Source organism: Streptosporangium sp. NPDC000509 (assembly GCF_042898365.1).
Lineage (GTDB): Bacteria > Actinomycetota > Actinomycetes > Streptosporangiales > Streptosporangiaceae > Streptosporangium.
The window spans coordinates 303460-327120 of sequence record NZ_JBIAYX010000002.1; the positions used below are offsets into that span (position 1 = coordinate 303460).

The window sequence follows — 23661 nt, forward strand, 5'->3', positions numbered from 1 at the left end:
TCCGCCTCGTCCCCAGCCGGAGCGGAGAGGAAACGCTGCTCACAGGCCTGCCTCCTTCTTGCTCGGCTCGGTGTTCCTACCCGGCTCGGCATCGATCGTCTCGACGCGCCTCACCGCTTCTGGCACCTTCGGGTCAAGATTGAACAGCTCCCGCAGCGCCTCCGCGTAATGATCACCCGCCGGGGACTCCGCCAGCTGCTTGACACGCACGGTGGGCTCGTGGAGCAACTTGTCGACCACGCGCCGCACGGTCTGACCCACCTCGTCCCTGACACGCCCCTCAAGATCGGGCACCCGCGCCACGAGCCGTCCGAGCTCCGCCTCGACCACCTGGGCCGCCTTGCTCCGCAGCGCCACCACGGTCGGCGTGACGCGCGCGGCGCGCTCGGCCGACAGGTAGGCGGTGACCTCCTCGGCGACGATCTCGCGCACGGCGACGACCGCCTCGGCGCGACCGCCGTCGTCGGTGCCGGCGTCGGCCTCACCCTCCTGCATGGACTCCAGGTCGACCAGCGTCACACCGGGCAGCCGCCGTACGGCGGGATCGATGTCGTGCGGCAGGGCCAGGTCAAGCAGGAACGTCTCACGGGGAGCCACCATGTCGGCCGTGATCACCACGTCGGTGGCGCCGGTGCAGGAGATGACCAGGTCGGCCCCCGCCAGCTCGGCCGCCAGGTCGCCGAATCCGGCTGCCCTGCCACCGACCGTCCGCGCCAGCCGCACCGCGCGGTCGTGGGTCCGGTTCACCACCACGATGTCGGTGACGCCCGCCCGCTGCAGGGTCGCGGCCGACAGGGCGCTCATCGAGCCCGCGCCGACCACCAGGGCCCGCTTCCCCTCCAGGGGGCCGAGGGCGCGCTCGGCGAGGGTGAGCCCCACCCCGACGAGGGAGGCACCCGCCCGGTCGATGCCGGTCTCGGTGTGGGAGCGCTTGCCCACCCGCAGTGACTGCTGGACGAGCTCGTTGAGCGTCGGGCCGAGCGTGCCCTCCTGCTGGGCGAGCCTGAGCGCCGAACGCACCTGGCCGAGGATCTGTCCCTCTCCCACGACCATCGAGTCGAGGCCGGAACCGACGGAGAACAGGTGCTCGACGGCGCGATCCTCGTAGTGCACGTAGAGGTGGGAGGCCAGCTGCTCCATGGGGACGCCGGAGTGGGTGCTGAGCAACCGGGAGATCGAGGTCACCGCGGCGTGGAACCGGTCGACCTCGACGTAGACCTCGACCCTGTTGCAGGTCGAGACGACCATGGCCTCGGCGACGTGGGCGTCCTGCTGGACGTCCTGGAGCAGCTTCACCAGCGAGTCACCGGAGACGGAGACCCGCTCCAGCAGGGCCACCGGTGCCGTCCGGTGGCTCAGGCCGACGACGAGAACGCTCATCGGCCCCCACCGGCCTTCCAGGAGAGGACGTGATCCGCTCTCGGGCTCGTCCCGCCGGTATACGTCGCGGTCAACACGCCCGTCATGCTCATGCTCGTCCGGAGGAGCCGGGAGATGACGTGCCCGCCGACCCGTGTGCCGTGCCTCTTCACAAGTCCACCGCCTCGGGCCACTCCTCGGCCATCACGGGCCCCCCAGTCATCCGATCCGCCTTGCGTTGCTCGTGGAACGCCAGGATCTGAAGTTCAATCGATAGGTCGACTTTACGGATATCCACGCCTTCTGGCACGGAAAGGACGACAGGGGCGAAGTTCAGGATGCTGGTGACCCCCATGGCGATGACCCGGTCGGCCACCTGCTGGGCCGCCGTGGCCGGAGTCGCAAGCACCACGATCGACACTCCCCGCCGTGTTATCACGGCTTCCAGCTCGTCGATGTGCTCCACATTCAATCCCGCGATGTGGTCGCCCACCACCTCGGGGTCCGCGTCGAGCAGCGCCGCGACCCTGAACCCGCGGGAGACGAACCCGCCGTAATTGGCGAGCGCACGCCCGAGGTTACCCACTCCGACGATGGCGACGGCCCAGTCCTGGGTGAGGCCCAGCTCGCGGGAGATCTGGTAGATGAGATATTCGACGTCGTAACCGACCCCGCGGGTGCCGTACGACCCCAGGTGGGAGAGATCCTTGCGCAGCTTGGCCGAGTTGACGCCCGCCGCGACGGCGAGGTCCTCCGAGCTCACGGTCGCCAGGCCACGCTCGGCCATGCCGTTCAGCGCTCGCAGATAGAGCGGCAGCCGGGCGACGGTCGCCTCGGGGATGCCGCGGTCGCGGGCTTGGGACAGACGGCGGATCACGTGCCGGAGCTCCAGGGGGACAGGCGGCCGGCGCGGCCCGGACGCGACGGATGACGAGGTGAAACCACTGTCATTCAGGTTAGTCCTTTTGTGAACCGATGCACAAAGTGAGTGTTCACAATCTTGGCCGCACCCCCCGCCGGTCCTCTCCCCGCCCCCTCGTCAGGCCCCGAACCTGTGCGTCTTCACCCGCTCGCCAGGTCCAGGACCCGCGCCTCCCACGGGCACGCGCCCCCGTTCCGCCGGGCCTTTCCCCGCCCCGGCCCGGATCTTCACCGCTCGCCACGAGAGTCGGCGCGGCGCCGCGATTCGGCTACCGTGACGGTCATGTCACCGCGAGACCATCGCATCACCCTGCTCGGCAAACCCGGTTGCCACCTGTGCGACGACGCACGGGCGGTGATCGAGCGGGTCGCCACCGAACTCGGCGTCCCGTGGGAGGAGCGCGACATCACGGCCTCCGCCGAGGATGAGGCCCGCTACTGGGAGATGATCCCGGTCACCCTCGTCGACGGGGTGCAGCACGACTTCTGGCGCGTCGACGAGAGCCGTCTCCGCGCCGCCCTCGGCGCCTGAGGGCCTCGGCACCTGAGGACAAGGACGCTCTTCGTCCCTGAACGGCGCCGCTCGTCCCCAAGGTCGTTTCCCGCGTCTCCCGCGATGCGCGACACGACCGCAGCGCCCCGGCGGGTGGGCGGCCGACGTGGTCGCCCCCGGCCGTCGCCGGAAAAACGTGATCACCCCGGCCCGGTGGAGGGTCGGCCCGATCACCACCATCGGACGCCCGCCGGCCGACCCCACGCGGCCGGCCCGCGCTCACGGCCTGAAGGCCATCGGAAGCGGCATCACCTTCGCGGCGTTCACCGTGAGTTCGATCACATTGGTGGCGAGCACCATCGTCTGACGCTCGGTGACGAAACGTTGCGTGTGGGACTGGCGCTGGTGGTCGGCGTAGGCGACCTCGTCACGGTAGAGCTCGTAGACGATGCGCTGAAGGGGCGCCGACTTCACCGAGTGACAGGTGTAGACGAGCGTGTCCGGCTCGGAGCGGCGTACCGAATCGACGGTCTCCTCGGCGAGCCGGTCGAACCTCTCGCCCGTGCCGTCGAGCAGCGTGAAGACGGTGAGCAGGCCGAAGATGCTCGGTGATGGACGGTTCGAGCCGCCCGGCAGGTCACCGGCGCCCCCCGGCGTTCCCGGTCCGCCCGCTCCACCCGGATACAGGGCACCGGTCGAGGGAGCGGCGCCGCCGAACGCCTGGTCGTAACCGGGGGAGCCTCCCCGGTCATAACCCCTGGACCCTCCGCGTCCCCGCTCGGAGCCCGGGGAGGGCGCGCCGCCGAACGCCTGGTCGGCGGGCATGGGCTGGAGGCTGCCCTGCCTGCCGGCGCCCGGTACGCCCGGCATCCCGAACTCCCCGGTGCCGGGACCCGCGGACCTGCCGAACTCCCCGGTGCCCCCGGGCCTGCCGAACTCCCCGGTGCCCCCGGGCCTGCCGAACTCCCCCGTACCCCCGGGGCTGCCGAACTCCCCGGTGCCAGGGCCCGCGGACCTGCCGGGTCCCGGGGCACCGTGCCTGCCGAACTCATTGGCGGGGATGTTGTACTCCCCTGTCGCGGGACCGGGGCTCGACATGCCGAACTGACCGGTCACCGGCGGCGGTGACTGCCTTCCGGGATCACCGCCGCGCCTGCCCGGGTCGGCGGCGGGCGGCTGGTCGGCGGGCGGCATTCCGTACTCGCCCGCCATGAACATCCCCGTGGCCGGACCACCGAACCTGTCGTCGCCCTGGGAGGGCTGCTGCCGCATGCGCGCAGCGTAGTCGACGTCCTGCTCGCCCGCCCGATACTCGGCCACAAGGTCGCCGAGACCGGAGCGGCGCGGCGTCTCCTCGGCCAGAGTCCGGGCGGGAGGGGTTTCCGGGGTCACGCGGCGGCCGGCGACCTGCACGTCACGGGGCTGGTACTCGGGGCGACGGGGCGCAGGGCGGTCCTCCCACTCGTCGCCCTCCTCCTCGTCGTCGTCCTCGTAGGGCGCGAGCGGGCGCAGCACGACGTACCAGACCGCGGCGGCGGTGACGAAGAGCAGAAGCGCGGTGAACATCCCGGGCACCGCGAAGCTGACAGCACCGACGAGGGCGAGGCCGGTGGGAGCGAGCACCAGGAGCGCGTGCATGTTGTCGGCGTCGTAGTCGTCACCGCCGCGCCAGCGGACGACCGCGAAGACCAGCCCGCCCAGCAGCACGAGCGCGACGATCACATGGACGGCGAGGAGCAGGGAGGCCGGGGGCAGGCCCCAGTGGCGACCACCCAGCGGGAGGGCCTTGGTGAAGTCCTTCTCCTGCAGGACGGGGTCGACCGCGAGGATCACCGTTGCGATGACGGTGAGGGCGATCCCCAGGAGCCAGGAGGAGAATCTGACCGCACTCTTACGGGCCAGTAACTGGATGACCCCGACGATCAGCCACAGGGGCGCCAGCATGGATCCGGTCAGTTGATAAATCCGGAACGTGCCCGTCCCAAACCCGATCAAATAGCCGGTGGCGATTACTCCCAGTGAGACGGCGAGAGACGCCGTCGTGATGCTCCAGGCGATCAGCCAGCCCTTGGGCTCACTGCGGAGACGGCTGATGAGAGCGCCGGTGGCGATGGCTGCGAGCAATGCACCGGCGAAGGCGATGACAGCGACGAGGACTTCCATGGTGTCTCCAATGCTGCCGGACATTACCCCCCAACCGGTAGCCGAACCCTGAGTCGGCTCCCGGAGCCGGTCCGAAACGACCGACCCAACACCGTATACGGCGGTTACCCCCAGTCACGACATTCCAAAGTGGATTGTGGAATTACTAGATGATTTCTAGAGTGAGCGAGCACGCCGTACCCCCTCCCCTCAGGGATACCGGATGCCTGAAACGTGGCCGCTCGCCGGGCACCTCCCTACGACGACCGGGGTGACCCGACCCGTCCGCAGCAGCGACCTCACCGTGCGTGAGGATGCCTCCGAAGAACTCCGGAGGCTCGTTTTGCGTGCCAAGACCGGAGACTCGGATGCTTTTGGCACGCTCTATGATCGTTACCTCACCCTGGTGTACCGCTACATCTACTTCCGGGTCGGCTCACATCCGCTGGCCGAGGATCTCACGAGCGAGACCTTTCTCCGCGCGCTCCGCAGGATCACGGACTTCACCTGGCAGGGGCGTGATTTCGGCGCCTGGCTCGTGACCATCGCGAGAAACCTGATCACCGATCACTTCAAGTCCGGCAGATACCGTCTTGAGGTCACGACGGCCGAGGTGATCGACACCCCGCTCGACGGCCCGCACATCCCGGAGAACGCCGTCGTCACCGCGATGATCAGCGACCGGGTGCTCACCGCCGTCCGCGATCTCGGCCCCGAGCAGCAGGAGTGCGTGGTGCTGCGCTTCCTGCACGGCATGTCACTGGCGGAGACCGCGCTCATCATGGGCAAGAAGAGCGGCGCCATCAAGGCACTCCAGTTCCGCGCGATCCGCGCCCTGGCCCGCGCGCTGCCCCCGGACCTCAGCTGACACCTGCACGCCGGCGTCGCCCCCGGTCGGCTCCAGCCCTCCGGTGCGGCCGCCATGCCGGGGACGAGGTTCCCATGCCGATACGGCGCAGCGCGTAACCTGCCGTGCAGAGTCGTCGTTAGGCAAGTGACACCGATGGATCATGAGCTGGGGGCGGCAGGGAGCGTTCATGGGGAAGTGGCTGCCTGGATTCTCACGGAGGTCGCAGGCACGCATCCAAAACCGTGTTTCACGGCTGGGAGCCCGCATGACGGCCGGCCCCCGGCCCGAGTTCAACGCCAGGCTCCGTGAGCAGCTCACCCGCCCCCCTCAGGCAGAGGACACCGCCGAGCGACGCCCGGCGGGCCCCCGCCACTCCCGGCGGAGATCCCGTGCGGGACTTTTCCCGCAACTGCTCAGCACCGCCCTGGTGGTCGCGATGGTCGCGTCCGTGATGGGGACCTACCGGTCGATGCCCGGTGACACCTTCTATCCGCTCAAGCGCGCCGCCGAGAACACACTGTTCCACCTGAGCAGCGACGACGCCGAGCGGGCCGACCGCTCCTTCGGCTACGCCGAGACCCGCGCCCGTGAGGTCAAGGAGCTCCTGGGCTCCGGCGAGGGCGAGAAGGTGATCGGGGAGACCCTTCAGGCCATGGAGGACACCACCCGCTCCGCGGTGACCTCCCTGCGGCAGATACGGCGCCGCGACTCCACGCGCACCAGGGAGCTCAAGCGCTTCGTCCAGAAACAGCGCACCCAGATCACCGGGATGATCCCCAAGATGGGCGCGGAGAACCAGCGCAAGGCCCACGTCTATCTCAACTACATCGAGGGCCTCGCCCCACCCGATTAAGGTTCCCCGGGAACGGGCATTCACCGAGATCTCCGGCACGTGCGAGGGTTCGCGGCAGCCTCGAAAACGGTTCCCGGGCCGCCCCTCACGCGGGGAGAGCCGGACAGAGGTCTCGCCTTGGGCGTCCACGACCGCGCGACCGTCCCGTCCGACGCGTCCCCCACCGGGCCGGAAAACCCGACTCCACCGGGCTCGCGCGATGCCGCATGACCGTCGTACGACGCCAAGACGTCACATCCGGCTAACACGGACGCTACCGATCTCACCACCTTGTCGCGGTTAAGCTGAGTGGCTATGAGGCGGCTACTACGACGGCGGGACCAGGCGGGAACAGCCGGTCGGGCGACGGTGGGGGAGATCGCGGCCGGCGAGGTCGCGGCCGCGGCCGCCGTCGCGATGCCGATGGCCGAGCCCGACCCGGTGTCCGCGGCCTTCTTCGACGTCGACAACACCATGATGCGCGGCGCCTCCATCTACCACTTCGCCCGCGGTCTCGCCTCCCGGGGCCTGTTCACCAGCAGGGATCTGTTCAGGTTCGCGCTCGGTCAGTTGATCTTCCGGGTCCGTGGCGACGAGAACCCCGCGCACATCGAGGAGGCCAGGGAGACCGCGCTCGCGTTCGTGGCGGGCAACAAGGTCGAGGAGATCGTCCGGCTCGGCGAGGAGATCTACGACGAGGTGATGGCCGACCGTATCTGGGCGGGCACCCGCGCCATCGCGCAGGCGCACCTCGACGCCGGCCAGCGGGTCTGGCTGGTCACCGCGACCCCGGTGGAACTGGCCCGTGTGATCGCCCAGCGTCTCGGGCTGACCGGCGCGCTCGGCACCGTCGCGGAGACCGAGAACGGCGTCTACACCGGCCGCCTCGTCGGTGACCTGCTTCACGGTCCCGCCAAGGCGGAGGCCGTGCGGGCCCTGGCCCGCAGGGAGGGTCTCGACCTGTCCCGCTGTTCCGCCTACAGCGACTCGGCCAACGACCTGCCCCTGCTCTCCCTGGTCGGCCACGCCACCGCGATCAACCCCGATGCCGAGCTGCGCGAGTTCGCCCGGCAGAACAGCTGGGACATCAAGGACTTCCGTACGGGACGCAAGGCGACCATGGTCGGCCTGCCCATCGCGGCGGGCGCGGGTGCCCTCGCGGGCGGTATCGCCGCCGCCGTCGCCCTGCGTCGCCTCTACCGCTCCGGCCGCTGAGGACTGCTCCCTTCGCGGTACAGCCACGGTGCCGTAGGAGTGCCGTGAGACCTCGGAAGGGCTCAGAAGAAGGGCGGGAAGGCGTGGCCGCGCCTGAGCCTGAGCTCGTCGAGCCGCTGCTGGACGGACTCCCTCACCTGGTCGGTGAGGTTGAAGACAAGCATGGGGTCGTCGGCGTCGGTGGGGTCGAGTTCGTCGGTGCGGATCGGCTCGCCAAAGCCGATCATCCATTTGGACGGGAGCGGGACCAGCCCGAGAGGACCGAACCAGGGGAACAGCGGCGTGATCGGCAGGTAGGGCAGGCCGAAGGCCCTGGCGAGGAAGCGCAGGTCGCCGATCTTGGGGTAGATCTCCTCCGCGCCCACGATGGCGCAGGGAACGATCGGCACACCCGCGCGGATGGCGGAGGCGACGAACCCACCCCGGCCGAAGCGCTGTAGCCGATAGCGATCGGAGAACGGCTTGCCGACCCCCTTGAACCCCTCGGGGAAGACACCGACGATCTGGCCCTTGCGGAGCAACCGGTCGGCGTCGTCGCGGCAGGCGAGGGTGTGGCCGGTCTTGCGGGAGAGGTGGCCGAGCATCGGGAGCCGGTAGACCAGGTCGGCCCCCAGGAGACGGAGCGCGCGACGCTCGGGGTGGTCGTCGTACAGGGCCACCTGGAGCATGAGCCCGTCGAGGGGGAGGGTGCCCGAGTGGTTGGCCACGATCAGGGCTCCGGAGTCACCGGGTACGTTGCGCATGCCGAAGGTCTCGGTGCGGAACCAGTGGCGATACAGCGGGCGGATCAGTTCCAGGAGCACCTTGTCGGTGAGCTCGGCGTCGAACCCGAACTCGTCGACCTCGTACTCTCCGGTCAGGCGACGGCGCAGGAAGGCGAGCGTCTCGGCCAGCCGGTGGTCGCCGTCCCCGCTGCCGTTCGCCGTATCGCTCACCCCGGCACCGGCCGGGACACCATGTCCGCCAGGGCGGAGGGCAGGCCCCCTGACAGGTCACGCGCGCGGATGAAGTCCTCGAAGGCGGCGGCGGTGGAGAATTTCGGCTTCCAGCCGAGAGCCGTGCACAGCGCGGTGGTGTCGACCACGCGTCCGTGGCACATCAGGCGGAGTTGCTCGGGAGAGAAACCGACCAGTCCCGCGCTCCGGGCGAGCTCGCCCATGAAACGGAAGACGGGGGAGGGGACGGGCATCGAGAGCAGGTCCGCCCTGCGCGCGCACTGCGACAGCAGCAGCACGCCGTCTCCGGCCACGTTGAACGTGCCCGGGTGGTCTTCCATCGCCATCCGCCTCAGCACCTCGACCGCGTCGTCCTCGTGGACGAACTGCAGCCGCGGGTCGAACCCGAACACGGTCGGCAGGACGGGCTGGGTGAAGTAACGCGTCAGCGGTGAGTCGACGCCGGGTCCCATGAAGTTGGCGAACCTGAGCGTCGACACCGCCACATCGCGCCGCCGTCTGGCGAAACCGCGGACGTAGCCCTCCACCTCCGAGGCGTCCTTGGCGTAGCCACGGCTCGGAGGCTCTCCCGGCTCGGCGTCCTCGGTGAAGACCGCGGGGTCGTGCGGGGAGGAACCGTAGACGGCGGTGGTCGATCGCACGACGACACGACGAACCGTCGCGGACCGCTGACAGGCACCGAGCAACTGCATGGTGCCGATGACGTTGTGTTCCTTCATGAGCGCTCGGCCACCACTCCGGGGAGGGGCGCTCACCAGACTCATGTGAACGACGGTGTCGATGTCGGCGGCCGCGATCACCTGGGCGATGTCGGGGCTGCGCAGATCGACGCGGACGAACTCCGTCCGGCCGAGAGGTACGCCGCCATCACGTGAGAGCGAGGGCGGCGGCACCGTATCCACTCCGATGACCCGGTCGATGTCCGGGTCATCCGCGAGAACGCTCGCCACTCGGGCGCCGATGTGGCGCGAGACCCCGGTGACAAGCACGGTGTGGGTCATCGGCGCCTCGCAGATCCGCGCTACTTCTTGTTACGCCGCTGGATGCGGGTCTTCTTCAGAAGCTTGCGGTGCTTCTTCTTCGCCATGCGCTTACGGCGCTTCTTGATCACAGAGCCCACGGGACCCCCAGGTAGCTGGTAGCCGAGATTGTCGAACCGGTGCGCGATAGCACACCGGCACAACAGACTACCGGCGATCCACGGTAGATCGCCCCTGGGGGGACCCCGGGCGCATGAACTCACGACGTGACGACCACGTCGCTACCCCGATGAGGCCAGGCCCGGCTCTCGCGCGGCCGTACCGGAGATCGTGCCCCGACAGACCGGAAAAGAGCAGGACCGTGAGCGGCCTGGCGCCTTCACCTCACGACCGGAACACTCCCCCCGGCCGCTCGGCTCGACGCGTCGAGCTCACCCTGCCTCAACCTGCCTCGATGTAGGCATCCCTGAGATAATCGTGTACCGCCTGCTCCGGCACTCGGAAGGATCGACCGACCCGGATGGCCGGCAGCTCGCCCGAATGCACGAGTCGGTACACAGTCATCTTGGACACCCTCATGACAGTGGCCACTTCTGCCACCGTCAGGAACTTCACCTCGCTGAGAGGTCTTTCGCCTGCACCCATCGGACGCCTCTTCCGCACGTGTATCCGGGTTATCCCCACTGGTGCCATTGCTCACGCACGTGTACTGCCGTCAGCGTAAATCGGGACCCCTGCCACGCAAACCCCCTATTTTCTCAGCCCTCGGAGTCCCACGTCAGCGAAACGCATGAAAACGCTGGCCAGCAGCCTGATCGTGCCTCTCACATTGATCTTGGAACGGACCAACTGTCTCCCATTAGAGTCGCCCACAATCCCCAAAAAGTTGGCAAACGGGCGGCGAGCTAGGTGGAATGCAGGCGCGAAATGCCCGTATAGGGATGACCTAATTTGCGCATCCCCCGTCTCAGAGGGCTCGCACGACCCTCTCGACCAGGTGGTGCGTCAGCGGTTCGTAATACCTCGGTAGCACGTTGTCATCGAGCGGGACGGTGACCGCGATCTTGCCCTCGGCCTCACCGACGAAGAGGGCGGGATCGTTGCTGTCGGCGAATCCGACCGTGAGGATGCCCGCCTCGCCCGCGGCCCCGGCCCAGCCGTGGTCGGCGATCACCAGATCGGGACGGTCGGCACCCAGCTCGGCGATCATGGCGCGCATCGGGGCGGGGTCGTGCGTGTGCACGAAGGCGCCCTTGTCGTCGAGCATCGCGACGTCGTCCATGTAACGGATCTTGCGCCTGCGCCCGAAACCGCTGCCCCAGTACGACCAGCCCTCGGCCGGTGCCATCAGGGTCGCGCCGCGCGCCCTGAGCATCCGGCCCAGGGCCATGTGAACGGTGAGCAGGCCGGTGGGGTGCCCGGTGGCGATCAGGATCCTGGGGTTCTCCCCCTGGAGCACACCGGCGATCGTGTCGCCCATCTTCTCCGTCGCCTCGATCGTGCGATCGGGGTCGATGGTGTCCTGCCCCTCCCGGTGCCCGGGATCGGCCACGACCCCGGCCGACTTCGCCATCAGCTCCAGCACGTCCCGGTAGGACCACGCGCCGTCCATCGTCAGCCCGAACATGTAGTGCGGATCACGGTTGGAAAGCGACCGGTAGTGGTCCAGGTTGTTCTCCCGGCTGGTCGCCACATCACCGGCGATCCGGGTACGGATCAGGTGCTCACGAAGCTCGGCTCGCGTTGTCGGCGACGCTTCGCGTCGCGGCTCGGGTGCTGGGAGGGGCACTTCGTCCTCGGTTTCGATCATCGGGGGCCATGGGTCACGGGAGGGGATCGAGCCCGTGGAAGGGGAAGACGGAGTTCCTCGTCGCCATGATGGCCCGGTCGATCGGGTCTGCTGGGTCATAACCAGCGGAGAAATCCGGAAATTCCGGATTTCGGCCATCGGTGAGCGTCAACGGCGCCGTCTGGCCGGTCCGCTCCTTGACGAACTTGCGCCACGCCTCGGGGGTGGCCGTCCGGGGATCGAGGGGATGGCCCGCCACCTCGGCGATCAGGTGGGTCCACGCCCGGGGCACCACCTGCACCAGCTCGTATCCCCCGCCACCCGTCACGATCCACCGCCCGCCCGCGGTCTCGTGGGCCAGCTCGTGCAGCGCCGCGTACGTGGCCCGCTGGCCGTCCAGGCTGAGCATGAGGTTGGCCAGCGGGTCGAGGGCGTGGCTGTCGCAGCCGTGCTGGGTGACCAGGATCTCGGGGGCGAACTCCCGCAGCAGCGGCGGGACCACCGCGTGGAAGGCCCTGAGCCAGCCGCTGTCGCCGCATCCGGCCGGCAGGGCCACATTGACCGCGCTGCCCTCCGCGCCACGCTCCTCGGGAAAACCGGTGCCGGGGAAGAGGGTGCGAGGGCTCTCGTGCAGGCTGATGGTGAGAACCCTGGGGTCGTCGTAGAACAGCGCCTGCACGCCGTCGCCGTGGTGCACGTCCACGTCCACGTAGGCGATCTTGGAAGCGCCCTGGGAGAGCAGCCATGCGATCGCCACGCCCGGGTCGTTGTAGACGCAGAAACCGCTTGCCACGGCGGCCATCGCATGGTGCAGGCCCCCCGCGACGTTGACCGCGTGCTCGGCCTCACCGCTCCACACCGCGCGGGCCGCCGCCAGGCTGGCACCGGTGATCAGCGCGGACGCCTCGTGGACCCCGGCGAAGGCGGGGTTGTCCGTGGTGCCGAGCCCGTAGGCCACGTCGGGCCGCCCGGTGGCGGAGACCCGCTTGACGGCCTCGATGTAGTCGCGCCGGTGAACGAGGGCCAGCTCGTCGTCGGTGGCGGGCGCGCAACCGCTCATCTCCACCTGGTCCAGCACGCCGAGCTCCCCGGCCAGCGCCATGGTCAGCTCCACCCGTACGGGCGCGAGCGGGTGTTCGGGGCCGAAGTCGTACGAGGTGAGCGCATCGTCCCAGACAACCCGCACGGACCGGCTCATGGGCACTCCCTGTCTGGTCGCGACGCCACACGTCACGGCCCGATCTTCCTGCTCCCGGCTCGACGTTACCGCACGTGTACGGAATGGCGTTTACGCAGCCGTCTTGGAGGACGTGCCTGTTTTCATCTGAGCGAAATATCTTGATTTATTGCTTTAACAGGCACGTTGAGCAGGTCCCTCCTGAACGGCGGGCGTTCCTGGGATCGCCATACCTCCTGACGAGGAGGTCGGGTGGAGGAGACCCGCGCGGTCCTCTGACCGCGGGAAGCGCGTGGGAGGAGACGGGGTCGCCGCCGAGACGACCAGGCGGTCGGCCGGCCGCGGGAAGCGCGCGGGAGGAGGCGGGCTCAGCCCTCGGCGAGCTGGCGCCCCCGGTCCCTGGCGGCCTCGATGGCGGCGAGGAAGGCGGCACGAACGCTGTGCCGCTCCAGCTCGGCGATGGCCGCGATCGTCGTACCGCCCGGGGAGGTGACCGCCTCGCGGAGGATCACGGGGTGCTCCCCCGAGTCACGAAGCATGATCGCCGCTCCGACGATCGACTGGGTGACCATGTCGAGGGCGGCGGCACGGGGCATGCCGAGCAGGATGCCGGCGTCGACCATCGCCTCGACCAGGTAGAAGAAGTAGGCGGGGCCGCTGCCGGAAAGGGCAGTGGCGGCGTCCTGCTGCGACTCGGGGATGCGCAGCACCTTGCCGACCGGGCTGAACAGGTCCTCGGCACGCCTGAGGTGCTCCTCGGAGGCGTGGGCGCCCGCCGAGATCACGCTCATCGCCTCGTCGACCAGCACCGGTGTGTTGGACATGACCCGGACCACCGGGATGTCGGCGCCGAGCCTCGACTCGACGAACGAGGTCGTGATCCCCGCCGCCGCCGAGACGACCAGGCGGTCGGCCGGGATGTGTCCCGCGATCTCGGCGAGCAGGGACCCCATGTCCTGCGGCTTGACCGCGAGGATGATCGTGTCCGCGTCCTTCGCCGCCTCGGCGTTGGAGGCGACCCGCACGCCGTACCGCTCCGCGAGGGCCTGGCCGCGCTCGGCACGCCGTGCCGTCGCGATCACGTCGCCCGGCTTGAACCCGGCTCTGAGCAGCCCGGACAGCAGGGCCTCTCCCATCTTGCCGGTGCCAAGAATCGCGATCATGTGAGCACCTCGAAATCGTGGATCGGAACTCCCCGCAGCCTATCGGCCCCGCCACCGGTGGGAATCATCCTGTGTATGAGTCGAAGGCGACGGGTGACCATCCGTCCCGGCGGTCTTGCCGGGACGACATCGGGGTGTCCTGAACCGCCCGGGAGCCCGGTCCGTCTTAGGGGTATGCGTATGATCGCGACCTCTATCCTGGCCGGAAGCCTTCTGCTGGCACTGGGCTGCGGCACCGAACCCAGCGCCACCGTCACCGCCTCCCCTTCGCGTCCGGCGAGTCAGACCACCTCCGTCCCGGGCAGCCCCTCCGAGCCGGCGGCCCACACCGTGGCTCCCCGGGAGGAGCCCACGACGAGCGGCACCCCGAAACCGACGAAACCCGAGGGCCACACCGACAATCCCCGCAAGGTGCGGTGGCTGACGGCCAAGCCGTCCAAGGACGGCCGTAGCCTGCGGATCGTCTGGTGGTCCGGAGTGGAGCCGTGCAACGTGCTTGACCGGGTCACCGTGCGCGAGACCTCCAAGCGGGTGACCGTCACCCTCTGGGAGGGCCCGAGCAGCAAGGCGCAGAACGTCGCCTGCATCGAGATCGCCATCCAGAAGGTGACGACCGTCAAGCTCAAGAAGCCCCTCGGCGCGCGCAAGGTGGTCGACGGCGCCCGCTGACACACCTTCGCCCTCCTCCCGAAATCGGGAATGCCGCCGCGCGTCAGAAGGTTGAGCCCAGTAGACTCAAGTCGTTTGACAAACCTCACACGAGGTTCCACTATGAGTCCCATCGACTCAACTTTGACTACAAGGACGTACTCATGGCACGTGCGGTAGGTATCGACCTGGGGACGACCAACTCCGTCGTCTCGATTCTCGAGGGCGGTGAGCCCACCGTCATCGCCAACTCTCAGGGTTCGCGGACCACGCCGTCCGTGGTCGCGTTCGCGAAGAACGGCGAGGTCCTCGTCGGCGAGGTCGCCAAGCGGCAGGCCGTCACCAACGTGGACCGGACGATTCGCTCGGTCAAGCGCGAGATGGGCACCAACTGGTCCGTCGAGATCGACGGCAAGAAGTCCAACCCGCAGCAGATCAGCGCGTTCGTCCTGCAGAAGCTGAAGCAGGACGCGGAAGCCTACCTGGGCGAGAAGATCACCGACGCGGTGATCACCGTTCCCGCCTACTTCAACGACGCCCAGCGCCAGGCCACCCAGGAAGCCGGCACCATCGCCGGCCTGAACGTGCTGCGCATCATCAACGAGCCCACCGCGGCCGCGCTGGCGTACGGCCTGGACAAGGAGAAGGACGAGACCATCCTCGTCTTCGACCTCGGCGGCGGCACCTTCGACGTGTCCCTGCTCGACGTCGGCCAGGAGGACGGCCACGGCTTCGTCGAGGTCAAGGCCACCAGCGGCGACAACCACCTCGGTGGTGACGACTGGGACCAGCGCGTCGTGGACGAGCTGGCCAACCGGTTCAAGAACGCGCACGGTGTCGACCTGACCAAGGACAAGATGGCCCTGCAGCGCCTGCGCGAGGCAGCGGAGAAGGCCAAGATCGAGCTCTCCAGCCAGTCGGAGACCTCCATCAACCTTCCCTACATCACCGCCTCGGCCGAGGGTCCCCTCCACCTGGAGGAGAAGCTCACCCGCGCCGAGTTCCAGCGGATCACCGCCGACCTCCTCGAGCGGTGCAAGGGCCCGTTCAACCAGGTCGTCAAGGACGCCGGGATCAAGGTCTCCGACATCGCCCACGTGGTGCTCGTCGGCGGCTCGACCCGCATGCCCGCCGTGGCCGAGCTCGTCAAGGAGCTGACCGCGGGCCGGGAGCCCAACAAGGGCGTCAACCCGGACGAGGTCGTGGCCATCGGCGCCGCCCTGCAGGCCGGTGTGCTCAAGGGCGAGGTCAAGGACGTCCTGCTGCTCGACGTGACCCCGCTGAGCCTGGGCATCGAGACCAAGGGCGGGATCTTCACCAAGATCATCGAGCGTAACACCACGATCCCGACCAAGCGCTCCGAGGTCTTCACCACGGCCGAGGACAACCAGCCGTCGGTGCAGATCCAGGTCTACCAGGGCGAGCGCGAGATCGCCGCGTACAACAAGAAGCTGGCCACCTTCGAGCTGACCGGCATCGCCCCGGCGCCGCGCGGCATCCCGCAGATCGAGGTCACCTTCGACATCGACGCCAACGGCATCGTCAACGTCTCCGCCAAGGACCTCGGCACCGGCAAGGAGCAGACGATGACGATCACCGGCGGCTCCGCGCTGCCGAAGGACGACATCGAGCGCATGATGCGCGAGGCCGAGTCCTACGCCGAGGAGGACAAGAAGCGTCGCGAAGAGGCCGAGGTCCGCAACAACGCCGACTCGCTCGTCTACCAGACCGAGAAGTTCCTCGGCGAGAACGCCGAGAAGGTCCCGGACGACATCAAGACCGAGGTCAACGAGGCCGTCGCCGAGCTCAAGAAGGCTCTGGAGGGCACCGACTCGTCCGTGATCCGCACCTCCGCGGAGAAGCTCGCCACGGTCAGCCAGAAGATGGGATCCGCCATCTACGCCCAGGCGCAGGGGTCCGAGACCCCGGCCGGCGCTCCCGGCGCGGACGCCACCGACGGGCAGAAGGCCGACGAGGACGTGGTCGAGGCCGAGATCGTGGACGACGAGCCGAAGCGCGACAACGGCGCCAAGTGACGGCCGGAACGCCGAGGGGAGCACCAGCGTGAGCACGCGCGAGAACGGTTCCGAGGAGGAGCCGGTGATCCGCGACAACCGGAAGATAGACCCGGAGACGGGGCAGATACGCGAGACGAAGCCGGCCGAGACCACGGGCCAGAACGACAGGGAGCAGACGACCGACAAGTCGTCGTCCTCCCTGGCGTCCGACCTGGCCTCGATCGAGCTGGCCACCCAGCTCGCCGAGCGCACCGCGGACCTGCAGCGTCTTCAGGCCGAGTATTCCAACTATCGCAAGCGGGTCGAGCGAGACCGCGTGGCCGTCAAGGAGCAGGCGGTGGCCGGCGTGCTGGCCGAGTTGCTGCCGGTCCTCGACGACATCGGCCGGGCCCGTGACCACGGGGAGCTGACCGGCGGTTTCGCCAAGGTGAGCGAATCACTGGAGGCGGCCACCGGGAAGCTGGGGCTGAGCACCTACGGCACCAAGGGCGAGCCGTTCGACCCGACGGTGCACGAGGCCCTGATGCACAGCTACTCCCCCGACGTCACGGAGCCGACGTGCGTGGAGATCCTGCAGCCCGGTTACCGGATCGGCGAGCGAGTGCTCCGCCCCGCGCGCGTCGCGGTCGCGGAGCCAGAAGAGCCCGCCGCGGACGACAACTGACACCCCCACATCTGATCTCTGAGAAGGAACGTAGATGAGCACCAAGGACTACCTGGAGAAGGACTACTACGCCGTCCTTGGTGTGCCCAAGACCGCTACGGCCGATGAGATCAAGAAGGCGTACCGGAAGCTGGCCAGGCAGTATCACCCGGACGCCAACCCCGGAAGCTCGGCGACCTCCGAGAGCACCGCGAAGTTCAAGGAGGTCTCCGAGGCGTACGACATCCTTTCCGACACCAAGCGCCGCAAGGAGTACGACGAGGCGCGGACGCTGTTCGGATCGGGTCTCGGCGGTTACTCCGGTGGTGGGGGGGCTCCGCGCTCGGGTGGCTTCCCGTTCGACCTGGGAGACCTGTTCGGGGGGACCGGCCAGCAGCAACAGCAGGGCGGCACCGGAGAGCGCATCGGCGACATCTTCGGTGGGCTCTTCAACCGGGGCGGCGCGAGCCGCCCCGGGGGGACGACGAGCAGGGCGCGGCGCGGCCAGGACATCGAGTCCGAGGTCACGCTCTCCTTCTCCGAGGCGGTGGAGGGCACCACGGTGTCGCTCCGCCTGACCAGTTCCTCCGCGTGCACCGGATGCGGAGGAACCGGCGCCAAGGCCGGAACCACCCCGCGGGTCTGCCCGACCTGCGAGGGCACCGGGGCGGCCAGCCGCAACCTCGGCAACTTCGCCTTCTCCGAGCCGTGCCGCGACTGCAAGGGCCGCGGCCTGCTGGTGGACGACCCGTGCCCGGTGTGCGACGGGAGCGGGCGGGGTAAGAGCACCCGCACGATCCAGGCCCGCATCCCGGCGGGGGTCGGCGACAACCAGCGCATCAAGATCAAAGCCAAGGGCGCACCCGGCGAGAACGGTGGTCCTGCCGGTGATCTCTACGTCCAGATCCACGTCAAGCCGCACCCCGTGTTCGGCAGGACGGGAGAGAACCTGACGGTCACCGTCCCGGTCACCTTCACCGAGGCCGCACTGGGCGCCGAGATCAAGGTGCCGATCCTCAAGGGGCTGCCGGTCACCCTGCGCATCCCCGAGGGCACCCCGAACGGCCGCACCTTCCGGGTGCGCGGCAGGGGCGTGGCGCGCAAGGACGGCACCAAGGGCGACCTGCTCGCCACGATCGAGGTTCTGGTGCCGCAGCAGCTGGAAGACAAGGCGAGAGGCGCCCTTGAGGACTTCCGCGACGCCACCTCGGGTGGTGACCCGCGGGCGGACCTGATCGAACAGGCCAGAAGCGAGTAGCCATGGAAGCCAACTACTTCGATCTGTCGGACGACACACCCGTCTACGTGATCTCGGTGGCCGCCCAGCTGTCGGGTCTGCACCCGCAGACCCTGCGCCAGTACGACCGTCTCGGCCTGGTCAGTCCAGGCCGTACGGCCGGTCGCGGACGCCTGTACTCCACCCGCGACATCATGATGCTCCGCGAGGTCCAGCGGCTCTCCCAGGAGGAGGGCATCAACCTCGCGGGCATCAAGCGAATCCTCGTCCTCGAAACGGAGGCCATGCGCCTGCGTGACGAGAACCACCGCCTGCGCGCGGAGATGAACACGATCCGCGCGCTCATCCAGTATCAGCTGCCCCCCGCCTGAGACTCCGTCCCACACCTTGAGGACGCGTCTGTGACCGGCCGTGAGAACGCGCCGGGGGCACACGCCCCGTGAGGATCCGCCGGGCCGGCGTCGCCCTATGACACAGCACTTTCGAGTGAGGCCTGACAAGCATGGACTACAAGCTCACCCAGAAGAGCCAGGCGGCGGTCTCCTCCGCCATCAGGCGGGCGGCCGCCGAAGGCAATCCCGAGGTCGCCCCGGCCCATCTGTTCACCGCGCTGCTCACCCAGACCGGTGGCACCGCCGTGCCCCTGCTCGAAGCGGTGGGCGCCGACTGGAAGCAACTGCGCGTCGAGGCCGAGAAGCAGCTCGCGGCCCTGCCGAAGGCGCAGGGCTCCACCGTCAGCGCCCCGTCGAGCTCCCGGCAGCTCCTCACCGTGATGAACACCGCGGCCCAGCGGGCCCGCGGGCTTGAGGACGACTACGTCTCGACCGAGCACCTGCTGGTCGGTCTCGCCACCGACGGCGGCTCCGTCGCCACCCTGCTCAAGTCCAACGGCGCGAGCCCGAACGCGCTGCTCGACGCCTTCGAGAAGGTGCGCGGGCACGCCAGGGTGACCAGCGAGACGCCGGAGGACACCTACCAGGCGCTGGAGAAGTACGGGATCGACCTGACCGAGCGGGCCAGGGCGGGCAAGCTCGACCCGGTGATCGGCCGCGACTCGGAGATCCGGCGCGTCGTCCAGGTGCTCAGCCGCCGTACCAAGAACAACCCGGTGCTCATCGGCGAGCCCGGCGTCGGCAAGACCGCCGTGGTGGAAGGGCTGGCCCAGCGGATCGTCGCGGGCGACGTCCCCTCCAGCCTGCGCGACAAGCGCCTGATCGCCCTCGACCTCAGCGCGATGGTCGCCGGCGCCAAATACCGCGGCGAGTTCGAGGAGCGCCTCAAGGCGGTGCTCGGGGAGATCAAGGAAAGTGACGGCCAGGTCGTCACCTTCATCGACGAGCTGCACACCATGGTCGGCGCGGGCGCCGCCGAGGGCGCGATGGACGCGGGCAACATGCTCAAGCCCATGCTGGCCCGCGGCGAGCTGCGGATGATCGGCGCGACCACCCTGGATGAATACCGCGAGCGCATCGAGAAGGACCCCGCGCTGGAGCGGCGGTTCCAGCAGGTCTACGTGGGCGAGCCCACCGTCGAGGACACCATCGCCATCCTGCGCGGCCTCAAGGGCCGCTACGAGGCGCACCACCAGGTCCAGATCTCCGACGGCGCGCTCGTGGCCGCCGCCGCGCTCTCCGACCGTTACATCACCTCCCGCTTCCTGCCCGACAAGGCGATCGACCTCGTCGACGAGGCGGCCTCCCGGCTCCGCATGGAGATCGACTCTCGCCCCGTGGAGATCGACCAGCTCCAGCGGAACGTCGACCGGATGAAGATGGAGGAGCTGGCGCTCGCCAAGGAGACCGACGAGAGCAGCCTGCAGAGGCTGGAACGGCTCCGCGGGGAGCTCGCCGACCGCCAGGAGGACCTCAACGCCCTCGTCGGCCGCTGGGAGCAGGAGAAGGCGGGGCTGAACCGGGTCGGCGACCTGAAGAAGCAGATCGACGAGGTGCGCAGCTCCGCCGAACGCGCGCAGCGCGACGGTGACTTCGAGGCCGCCTCGCGGCTGATGTACGCCGAGGTGCCCAAGCTGGAGGCCGAGCTCGCCGAGGCGAGCAAGGCCGCCCAGCCCGAGGACCCCATGGTCAAGGAGGAGGTCGGCTCCGACGACATCGCCCAGGTGATCTCCTCCTGGACCGGTATCCCCGCCGGCCGGCTGCTTGAGGGCGAGACCAGCAAGCTGCTCCGTATGGAAGAGGAGCTCGGCAGGCGGCTGATCGGCCAGCGACAGGCGGTCGAGGCGGTCTCCGACGCCGTACGGCGGGCGCGGGCGGGCATCTCCGACCCGGACCGGCCCACCGGCAGCTTCCTGTTCCTCGGCCCGACGGGCGTCGGCAAGACCGAGCTGGCCAAGGCGCTGGCGGACTTCCTGTTCGACGACGAGCGGGCGATGGTCCGCATCGACATGAGCGAGTACGGCGAGAAGCACAGCGTCGCGCGCCTGGTGGGAGCACCTCCCGGCTACGTGGGTTACGAGGAGGGCGGCCAGCTCACCGAGGCCGTGCGGCGCAGGCCCTACGGCGTGGTGCTGCTGGACGAGGTCGAGAAGGCCCACCCCGAGGTCTTCGACATCCTGCTCCAGGTGCTCGACGACGGGCGGCTCACCGACGGACAGGGCCGGACGGTCGACTTCCGCAACGTGATCCTGATCCTCACCTCCAACATCGGCTCGCAGTTCCTCGTGGACCCGGGCCTGGAGAAGGAGGCACAGCGGGCCGCCGTGATGACGGCGGTCAGAAGCTCGTTCAAGCCGGAGTTCCTCAACCGGCTCGACGACGTGATCCAGTTCGACGCGCTCGGCACCGAGGAGCTGTCCAGGATCGTGGACCTGCAGGTGGCCCACCTGGCGAGGCGCCTGACGGACCGGCGGCTCACGCTGACCGTGACCCCGGCGGCGCGCGACTGGCTGGCGCTGACGGGTTACGACCCCCTGTACGGCGCGCGTCCGCTGCGCCGCCTCGTCCAGTCCGCGATCGGCGACAAACTGGCCAAGGAGGTCCTCTCCGGCGAGGTCCAGGACGGCGACGAGGTGCTGGTCGACCTCGACGAGGCGAGGGACTCCCTGTCCATCGGCCCGGTGAGGGCCTGACGGCGACCGCGCGATGAAATCGGCAGGCCGGGTGGAGGTCGGTGGGCGGCTGGAGGCCGGTGAGGACCTGACCACCTCCGACGCGGCCCGGTAATGGCTTGACCACCATTGAGCTAAGCCCGCCCCTGAGCGAGACCCCCCTGTTACGTTCGGTTTTCGTCGGATTACCGAACGCAACAGGGGGATGCGAATGTCGAATTCATCACGGAACATCCGGGGAATCCTTGCGATGGCGGTGCTCACGGTCGGCGCCGGCCTCACGATGGCCTCCCCGGCGTCGGCGGAGCTCGTGCCCTGCCAGGAGCAGGGCACGGCGACGGCTCTGGGAACGCCCGGACCGGTGGAGCCCGCGTGCGAGGAGACCGGCGCCGCCGGAACCGCCGCGACACCCGAGGGGGCTCCCACCACGGACAGCGCCGTCACAGCGTCGACGACGGACAGCACCGTGACACCTCCGATCACGGACAACAGCGCGAGCCTGTCGACGACGGACAGCACCGTCACCCCGCCGACCACGGACGGCACCGCGAACCTCTCGACGGACAGCACCGTCACCTCACCGACCACGGACAGCGCCGCGAACCTCTCGACGGACAGCACCGTCACCTCACCGACCACGGACAGCGCCGCGAACCTCTCGACGGACAGCACCGTGACGCCACAGGCCGCGACCAGCGGCGAGGCGCCGGTGACGGTGAGCGACACGGAGCTGCCTCCTCCGGGGACGCCGGTGACGGTGAACAGCGAGCAGGCGCCGGCGGCCGTGGCCGGTGCTGAGGCGCCGGTGACCGCGACCATCGGGGAGACGTCCGTCACCGCGGACCGGCTCGCACGCGTCACCGGTCTGCCCCAGTTCTCCCAGCCCTCCGCCGTGGTCGACTTCGCGGACGCCGGGGCCTTCGGGCTGTCGAGCCTTCCCGGTCACGAGTGGACGAACTCGTGGGTGAGCATCATGGCCGAGGCACCGGAACTGCCGGGCACGCCGGGTGCTCCCGGCGACGGCATCAGCTGGCTGCGGGCCCCGGCCCCGCCGGCACCCGGTGAGCTCGTCGAGGTGCCGGTCACCTCGGGCACCTCGGACGCACCGGTCAACGTGCCCGCGCCTCCGATGCCCGACCTCGTCCCGGCGGAGGCCGTCACCGAGAGCCTGCCGACCGCGGACGCGCCCGCCGCCGACGCACCCACCGCTGACGCGATCGCTGCCGAGGCACCCACTACGGACATGCCGGCCGCGAACGCGCCCTCCACCGAGGCGTCCACTGCCGACGCACCCGCCGCCGACGCGATCGCTGCCGAGGCACCCACTACGGACATGCCGGCCGCGAACGCGCCCTCCACCGAGGCGTCCACTGCCGACGCACCCGCCGCCGACGCGATCGCTGCCGAGGCACCCACTACGGACATGCCGGCCGCGAACGCGCCCTCCACCGAGGCGTCCACTGCCGAGACGCCCACCGCCACCGAGGCACCCGCCGCTGACGCGATCGCTGCCGAGGCGCCCGCCGCCAACGCAACCACCGCCGACGCGCCCGCCACCACCGAGGCACCCACCACGGACGCGGCCGCTGCCGACGCACCCACTACGGACATGCCGGCCGCGAACGCGCCCTCCACCGAGGCGTCCACTGCCGACGCACCCGCCGCCGACGCACCCACCGCTGACGCGATCGCTGCCGACGCACCCGCCGCCAACGCAACCACCGCCGACGCGCCCACCACGAACATGCCCACCACGAACATGCCCACCGCGGACACGCCCGCCACCGAGGCACCCACCGCGGACACCCACACTGCGGACATGCCCACCGCGAACGTGCCCGCCGACGTACCCACCGCGGACATGCCAACCGCGAACGCACCCACCGCCGACGCACCCACCGCGAACATGCCCACGGTGGAGCCGCCGTCCGCCGCGCGCCCGGAGGCCCCCGTGCCGCCGGACGCTCCCGCGGCCGGCGAGGCCACGACGGAAGGCGGCACGAGCGGCACCACGGTGCAGAGCGCCGCAGCGGTTCCCGTTCTTCCCGCGCCCGAGGGAACGCTCCCGAACCTCAACGTGGAGTAAATGCGGAGCCGGCAGGTGGACCGGCCGCCGATCCGCGGATCAGCCCGCGGGTCGGCATAGATCCACCGCCGAACCATCGCGGGGGAGG

General features: G+C 69.4%; 20 protein-coding genes and 1 pseudogene. 11 read left to right on the forward strand and 10 right to left on the reverse strand.

Annotated features, from left to right (window positions below; genetic code table 11):
* Nucleotides 1-39: 39 nt before the first annotated feature.
* Both ACFY3D_RS04905 and ACFY3D_RS04910 read right to left on the reverse strand, forming a co-directional pair.
* Nucleotides 40-1380 (reverse strand): glutamyl-tRNA reductase, encoded by a 1341-nt coding sequence (locus ACFY3D_RS04905; RefSeq protein WP_389975020.1) that lies wholly within the window; start codon nt 1378-1380, stop codon nt 40-42.
* Nucleotides 1381-1528: 148 nt separating this feature from the next.
* Nucleotides 1529-2236: a redox-sensing transcriptional repressor Rex gene (locus tag ACFY3D_RS04910; protein ID WP_350942591.1), complete on the reverse strand. Its 708-nt coding sequence runs from the start codon at nt 2234-2236 to the stop codon at nt 1529-1531.
* 327 nt (nt 2237-2563) lie between these two features.
* On the opposite strand from ACFY3D_RS04910, the gene ACFY3D_RS04915 reads away from it, so the two are divergent.
* Nucleotides 2564-2812, forward strand: a complete 249-nt coding sequence (locus ACFY3D_RS04915) for a glutaredoxin family protein (RefSeq protein WP_350942589.1) — start codon at nt 2564-2566, stop codon at nt 2810-2812.
* Nucleotides 2813-3052: 240 nt separating this feature from the next.
* Here ACFY3D_RS04915 and ACFY3D_RS04920 read toward each other — a convergent pair whose 3' ends face one another.
* On the reverse strand, nt 3053-4936 hold the full coding sequence (locus tag ACFY3D_RS04920; RefSeq protein WP_389975025.1) for a hypothetical protein: 1884 nt from the start codon (nt 4934-4936) through the stop codon (nt 3053-3055).
* A gap of 202 nt (nt 4937-5138) precedes the next feature.
* Here ACFY3D_RS04920 and ACFY3D_RS04925 point away from each other — a divergent pair, with 202 nt between their 5' ends.
* The 3 genes from ACFY3D_RS04925 to ACFY3D_RS04935 all read left to right on the forward strand — a co-directional run bounded on the left by ACFY3D_RS04925 (nt 5139) and on the right by ACFY3D_RS04935 (nt 7812).
* Nucleotides 5139-5783, forward strand: coding sequence for a sigma-70 family RNA polymerase sigma factor (locus ACFY3D_RS04925; protein WP_362896847.1), 645 nt, complete (start codon nt 5139-5141; stop codon nt 5781-5783).
* 247 nt (nt 5784-6030) lie between these two features.
* Nucleotides 6031-6618: a DUF5667 domain-containing protein gene (locus ACFY3D_RS04930; protein WP_350942586.1), complete on the forward strand. Its 588-nt coding sequence runs from the start codon at nt 6031-6033 to the stop codon at nt 6616-6618.
* A gap of 396 nt (nt 6619-7014) precedes the next feature.
* On the forward strand, nt 7015-7812 hold the full coding sequence (locus tag ACFY3D_RS04935) for an HAD-IB family hydrolase (RefSeq protein ID WP_350943544.1): 798 nt from the start codon (nt 7015-7017) through the stop codon (nt 7810-7812).
* Between the two features lie 62 nt (nt 7813-7874).
* Here ACFY3D_RS04935 and ACFY3D_RS04940 read toward each other — a convergent pair whose 3' ends face one another.
* The 7 genes from ACFY3D_RS04940 to proC all read right to left on the reverse strand — a co-directional run bounded on the left by ACFY3D_RS04940 (nt 7875) and on the right by proC (nt 13877).
* Entirely contained in the window at nt 7875-8747 is an 873-nt protein-coding gene (locus tag ACFY3D_RS04940) for a lysophospholipid acyltransferase family protein (RefSeq protein ID WP_389975029.1), read from the reverse strand.
* A complete protein-coding gene (locus ACFY3D_RS04945) occupies nt 8744-9769 on the reverse strand; it encodes an NAD-dependent epimerase/dehydratase family protein (protein ID WP_350942584.1) in 1026 nt (341 codons plus the stop codon). The genes ACFY3D_RS04940 and ACFY3D_RS04945 overlap by 4 nt, the downstream gene beginning before the upstream one ends.
* A gap of 20 nt (nt 9770-9789) precedes the next feature.
* Nucleotides 9790-9888, reverse strand: a complete 99-nt coding sequence (locus ACFY3D_RS04950; protein WP_018654693.1) for a 30S ribosomal protein bS22 — start codon at nt 9886-9888, stop codon at nt 9790-9792.
* Between the two features lie 301 nt (nt 9889-10189).
* A complete protein-coding gene (locus ACFY3D_RS04955; RefSeq protein WP_012887307.1) occupies nt 10190-10393 on the reverse strand; it encodes a helix-turn-helix domain-containing protein in 204 nt (67 codons plus the stop codon).
* A 322-nt stretch (nt 10394-10715) separates the two neighbouring features.
* The gene (locus ACFY3D_RS04960) at nt 10716-11537 is read right to left on the reverse strand and encodes a phosphatase (protein WP_389975033.1); all 822 of its coding nucleotides are present in this window, start codon (nt 11535-11537) and stop codon (nt 10716-10718) included.
* A 34-nt stretch (nt 11538-11571) separates the two neighbouring features.
* A complete protein-coding gene (locus ACFY3D_RS04965; protein WP_389975036.1) occupies nt 11572-12735 on the reverse strand; it encodes an acetoin utilization protein AcuC in 1164 nt (387 codons plus the stop codon).
* Nucleotides 12736-13082: 347 nt separating this feature from the next.
* A complete protein-coding gene (proC, locus tag ACFY3D_RS04970) occupies nt 13083-13877 on the reverse strand; it encodes a pyrroline-5-carboxylate reductase (RefSeq protein WP_350942581.1) in 795 nt (264 codons plus the stop codon).
* A gap of 180 nt (nt 13878-14057) precedes the next feature.
* Between proC and ACFY3D_RS04975 the strand changes: the two genes are divergently transcribed.
* The 7 genes and pseudogenes from ACFY3D_RS04975 to ACFY3D_RS05005 all read left to right on the forward strand — a co-directional run bounded on the left by ACFY3D_RS04975 (nt 14058) and on the right by ACFY3D_RS05005 (nt 23573).
* Nucleotides 14058-14546, forward strand: coding sequence for a hypothetical protein (locus ACFY3D_RS04975; RefSeq protein WP_386202301.1), 489 nt, complete (start codon nt 14058-14060; stop codon nt 14544-14546).
* Nucleotides 14547-14689: 143 nt separating this feature from the next.
* Nucleotides 14690-16561 (forward strand): molecular chaperone DnaK, encoded by a 1872-nt coding sequence (gene dnaK, locus ACFY3D_RS04980; RefSeq protein WP_389975039.1) that lies wholly within the window; start codon nt 14690-14692, stop codon nt 16559-16561.
* Between the two features lie 28 nt (nt 16562-16589).
* Nucleotides 16590-17207: a nucleotide exchange factor GrpE gene (grpE, locus tag ACFY3D_RS04985; protein ID WP_350942577.1), complete on the forward strand. Its 618-nt coding sequence runs from the start codon at nt 16590-16592 to the stop codon at nt 17205-17207.
* A gap of 34 nt (nt 17208-17241) precedes the next feature.
* Complete coding sequence (dnaJ, locus tag ACFY3D_RS04990) at nt 17242-18444, forward strand: molecular chaperone DnaJ (RefSeq protein ID WP_389975042.1); 1203 nt, start codon at nt 17242-17244, stop codon at nt 18442-18444.
* A 2-nt stretch (nt 18445-18446) separates the two neighbouring features.
* Nucleotides 18447-18699, forward strand: a pseudogene (locus tag ACFY3D_RS04995) (heat shock protein transcriptional repressor HspR); the annotation flags it as partial.
* 226 nt (nt 18700-18925) lie between these two features.
* A complete protein-coding gene (gene clpB / locus ACFY3D_RS05000; RefSeq protein WP_389975045.1) occupies nt 18926-21508 on the forward strand; it encodes an ATP-dependent chaperone ClpB in 2583 nt (860 codons plus the stop codon).
* 229 nt (nt 21509-21737) lie between these two features.
* Nucleotides 21738-23573, forward strand: a complete 1836-nt coding sequence (locus tag ACFY3D_RS05005; RefSeq protein WP_389975048.1) for a hypothetical protein — start codon at nt 21738-21740, stop codon at nt 23571-23573.
* Nucleotides 23574-23661: the final 88 nt, after the last annotated feature.

Bases quoted from the DNA above. Each gene is read 5' to 3' on its own strand.
- dnaK (WP_389975039.1), top strand. From the start codon at position 14,690: ATGGCACGTGCGGTAGGTATCGACCTGGGGACGACCAACTCCGTCGTC.
- ACFY3D_RS04935 (WP_350943544.1), top strand. From the start codon at position 7,015: ATGCCGATGGCCGAGCCCGACCCGGTGTCCGCGGCCTTCTTCGACGTC.
- ACFY3D_RS04915 (WP_350942589.1), top strand. From the start codon at position 2,564: ATGTCACCGCGAGACCATCGCATCACCCTGCTCGGCAAACCCGGTTGC.
- dnaJ (WP_389975042.1), top strand. From the start codon at position 17,242: ATGAGCACCAAGGACTACCTGGAGAAGGACTACTACGCCGTCCTTGGT.
- ACFY3D_RS04925 (WP_362896847.1), top strand. From the start codon at position 5,139: ATGCCTGAAACGTGGCCGCTCGCCGGGCACCTCCCTACGACGACCGGG.
- ACFY3D_RS04965 (WP_389975036.1), bottom strand. From the start codon at position 12,735: ATGAGCCGGTCCGTGCGGGTTGTCTGGGACGATGCGCTCACCTCGTAC.
- ACFY3D_RS04945 (WP_350942584.1), bottom strand. From the start codon at position 9,769: ATGACCCACACCGTGCTTGTCACCGGGGTCTCGCGCCACATCGGCGCC.
- proC (WP_350942581.1), bottom strand. From the start codon at position 13,877: ATGATCGCGATTCTTGGCACCGGCAAGATGGGAGAGGCCCTGCTGTCC.
- ACFY3D_RS04955 (WP_012887307.1), bottom strand. From the start codon at position 10,393: ATGGGTGCAGGCGAAAGACCTCTCAGCGAGGTGAAGTTCCTGACGGTG.
- ACFY3D_RS04975 (WP_386202301.1), top strand. From the start codon at position 14,058: ATGATCGCGACCTCTATCCTGGCCGGAAGCCTTCTGCTGGCACTGGGC.
- ACFY3D_RS04930 (WP_350942586.1), top strand. From the start codon at position 6,031: ATGACGGCCGGCCCCCGGCCCGAGTTCAACGCCAGGCTCCGTGAGCAG.
- ACFY3D_RS04920 (WP_389975025.1), bottom strand. From the start codon at position 4,936: ATGGAAGTCCTCGTCGCTGTCATCGCCTTCGCCGGTGCATTGCTCGCA.
- ACFY3D_RS05005 (WP_389975048.1), top strand. From the start codon at position 21,738: ATGGCGGTGCTCACGGTCGGCGCCGGCCTCACGATGGCCTCCCCGGCG.
- ACFY3D_RS04905 (WP_389975020.1), bottom strand. From the start codon at position 1,380: ATGAGCGTTCTCGTCGTCGGCCTGAGCCACCGGACGGCACCGGTGGCC.
- clpB (WP_389975045.1), top strand. From the start codon at position 18,926: ATGGACTACAAGCTCACCCAGAAGAGCCAGGCGGCGGTCTCCTCCGCC.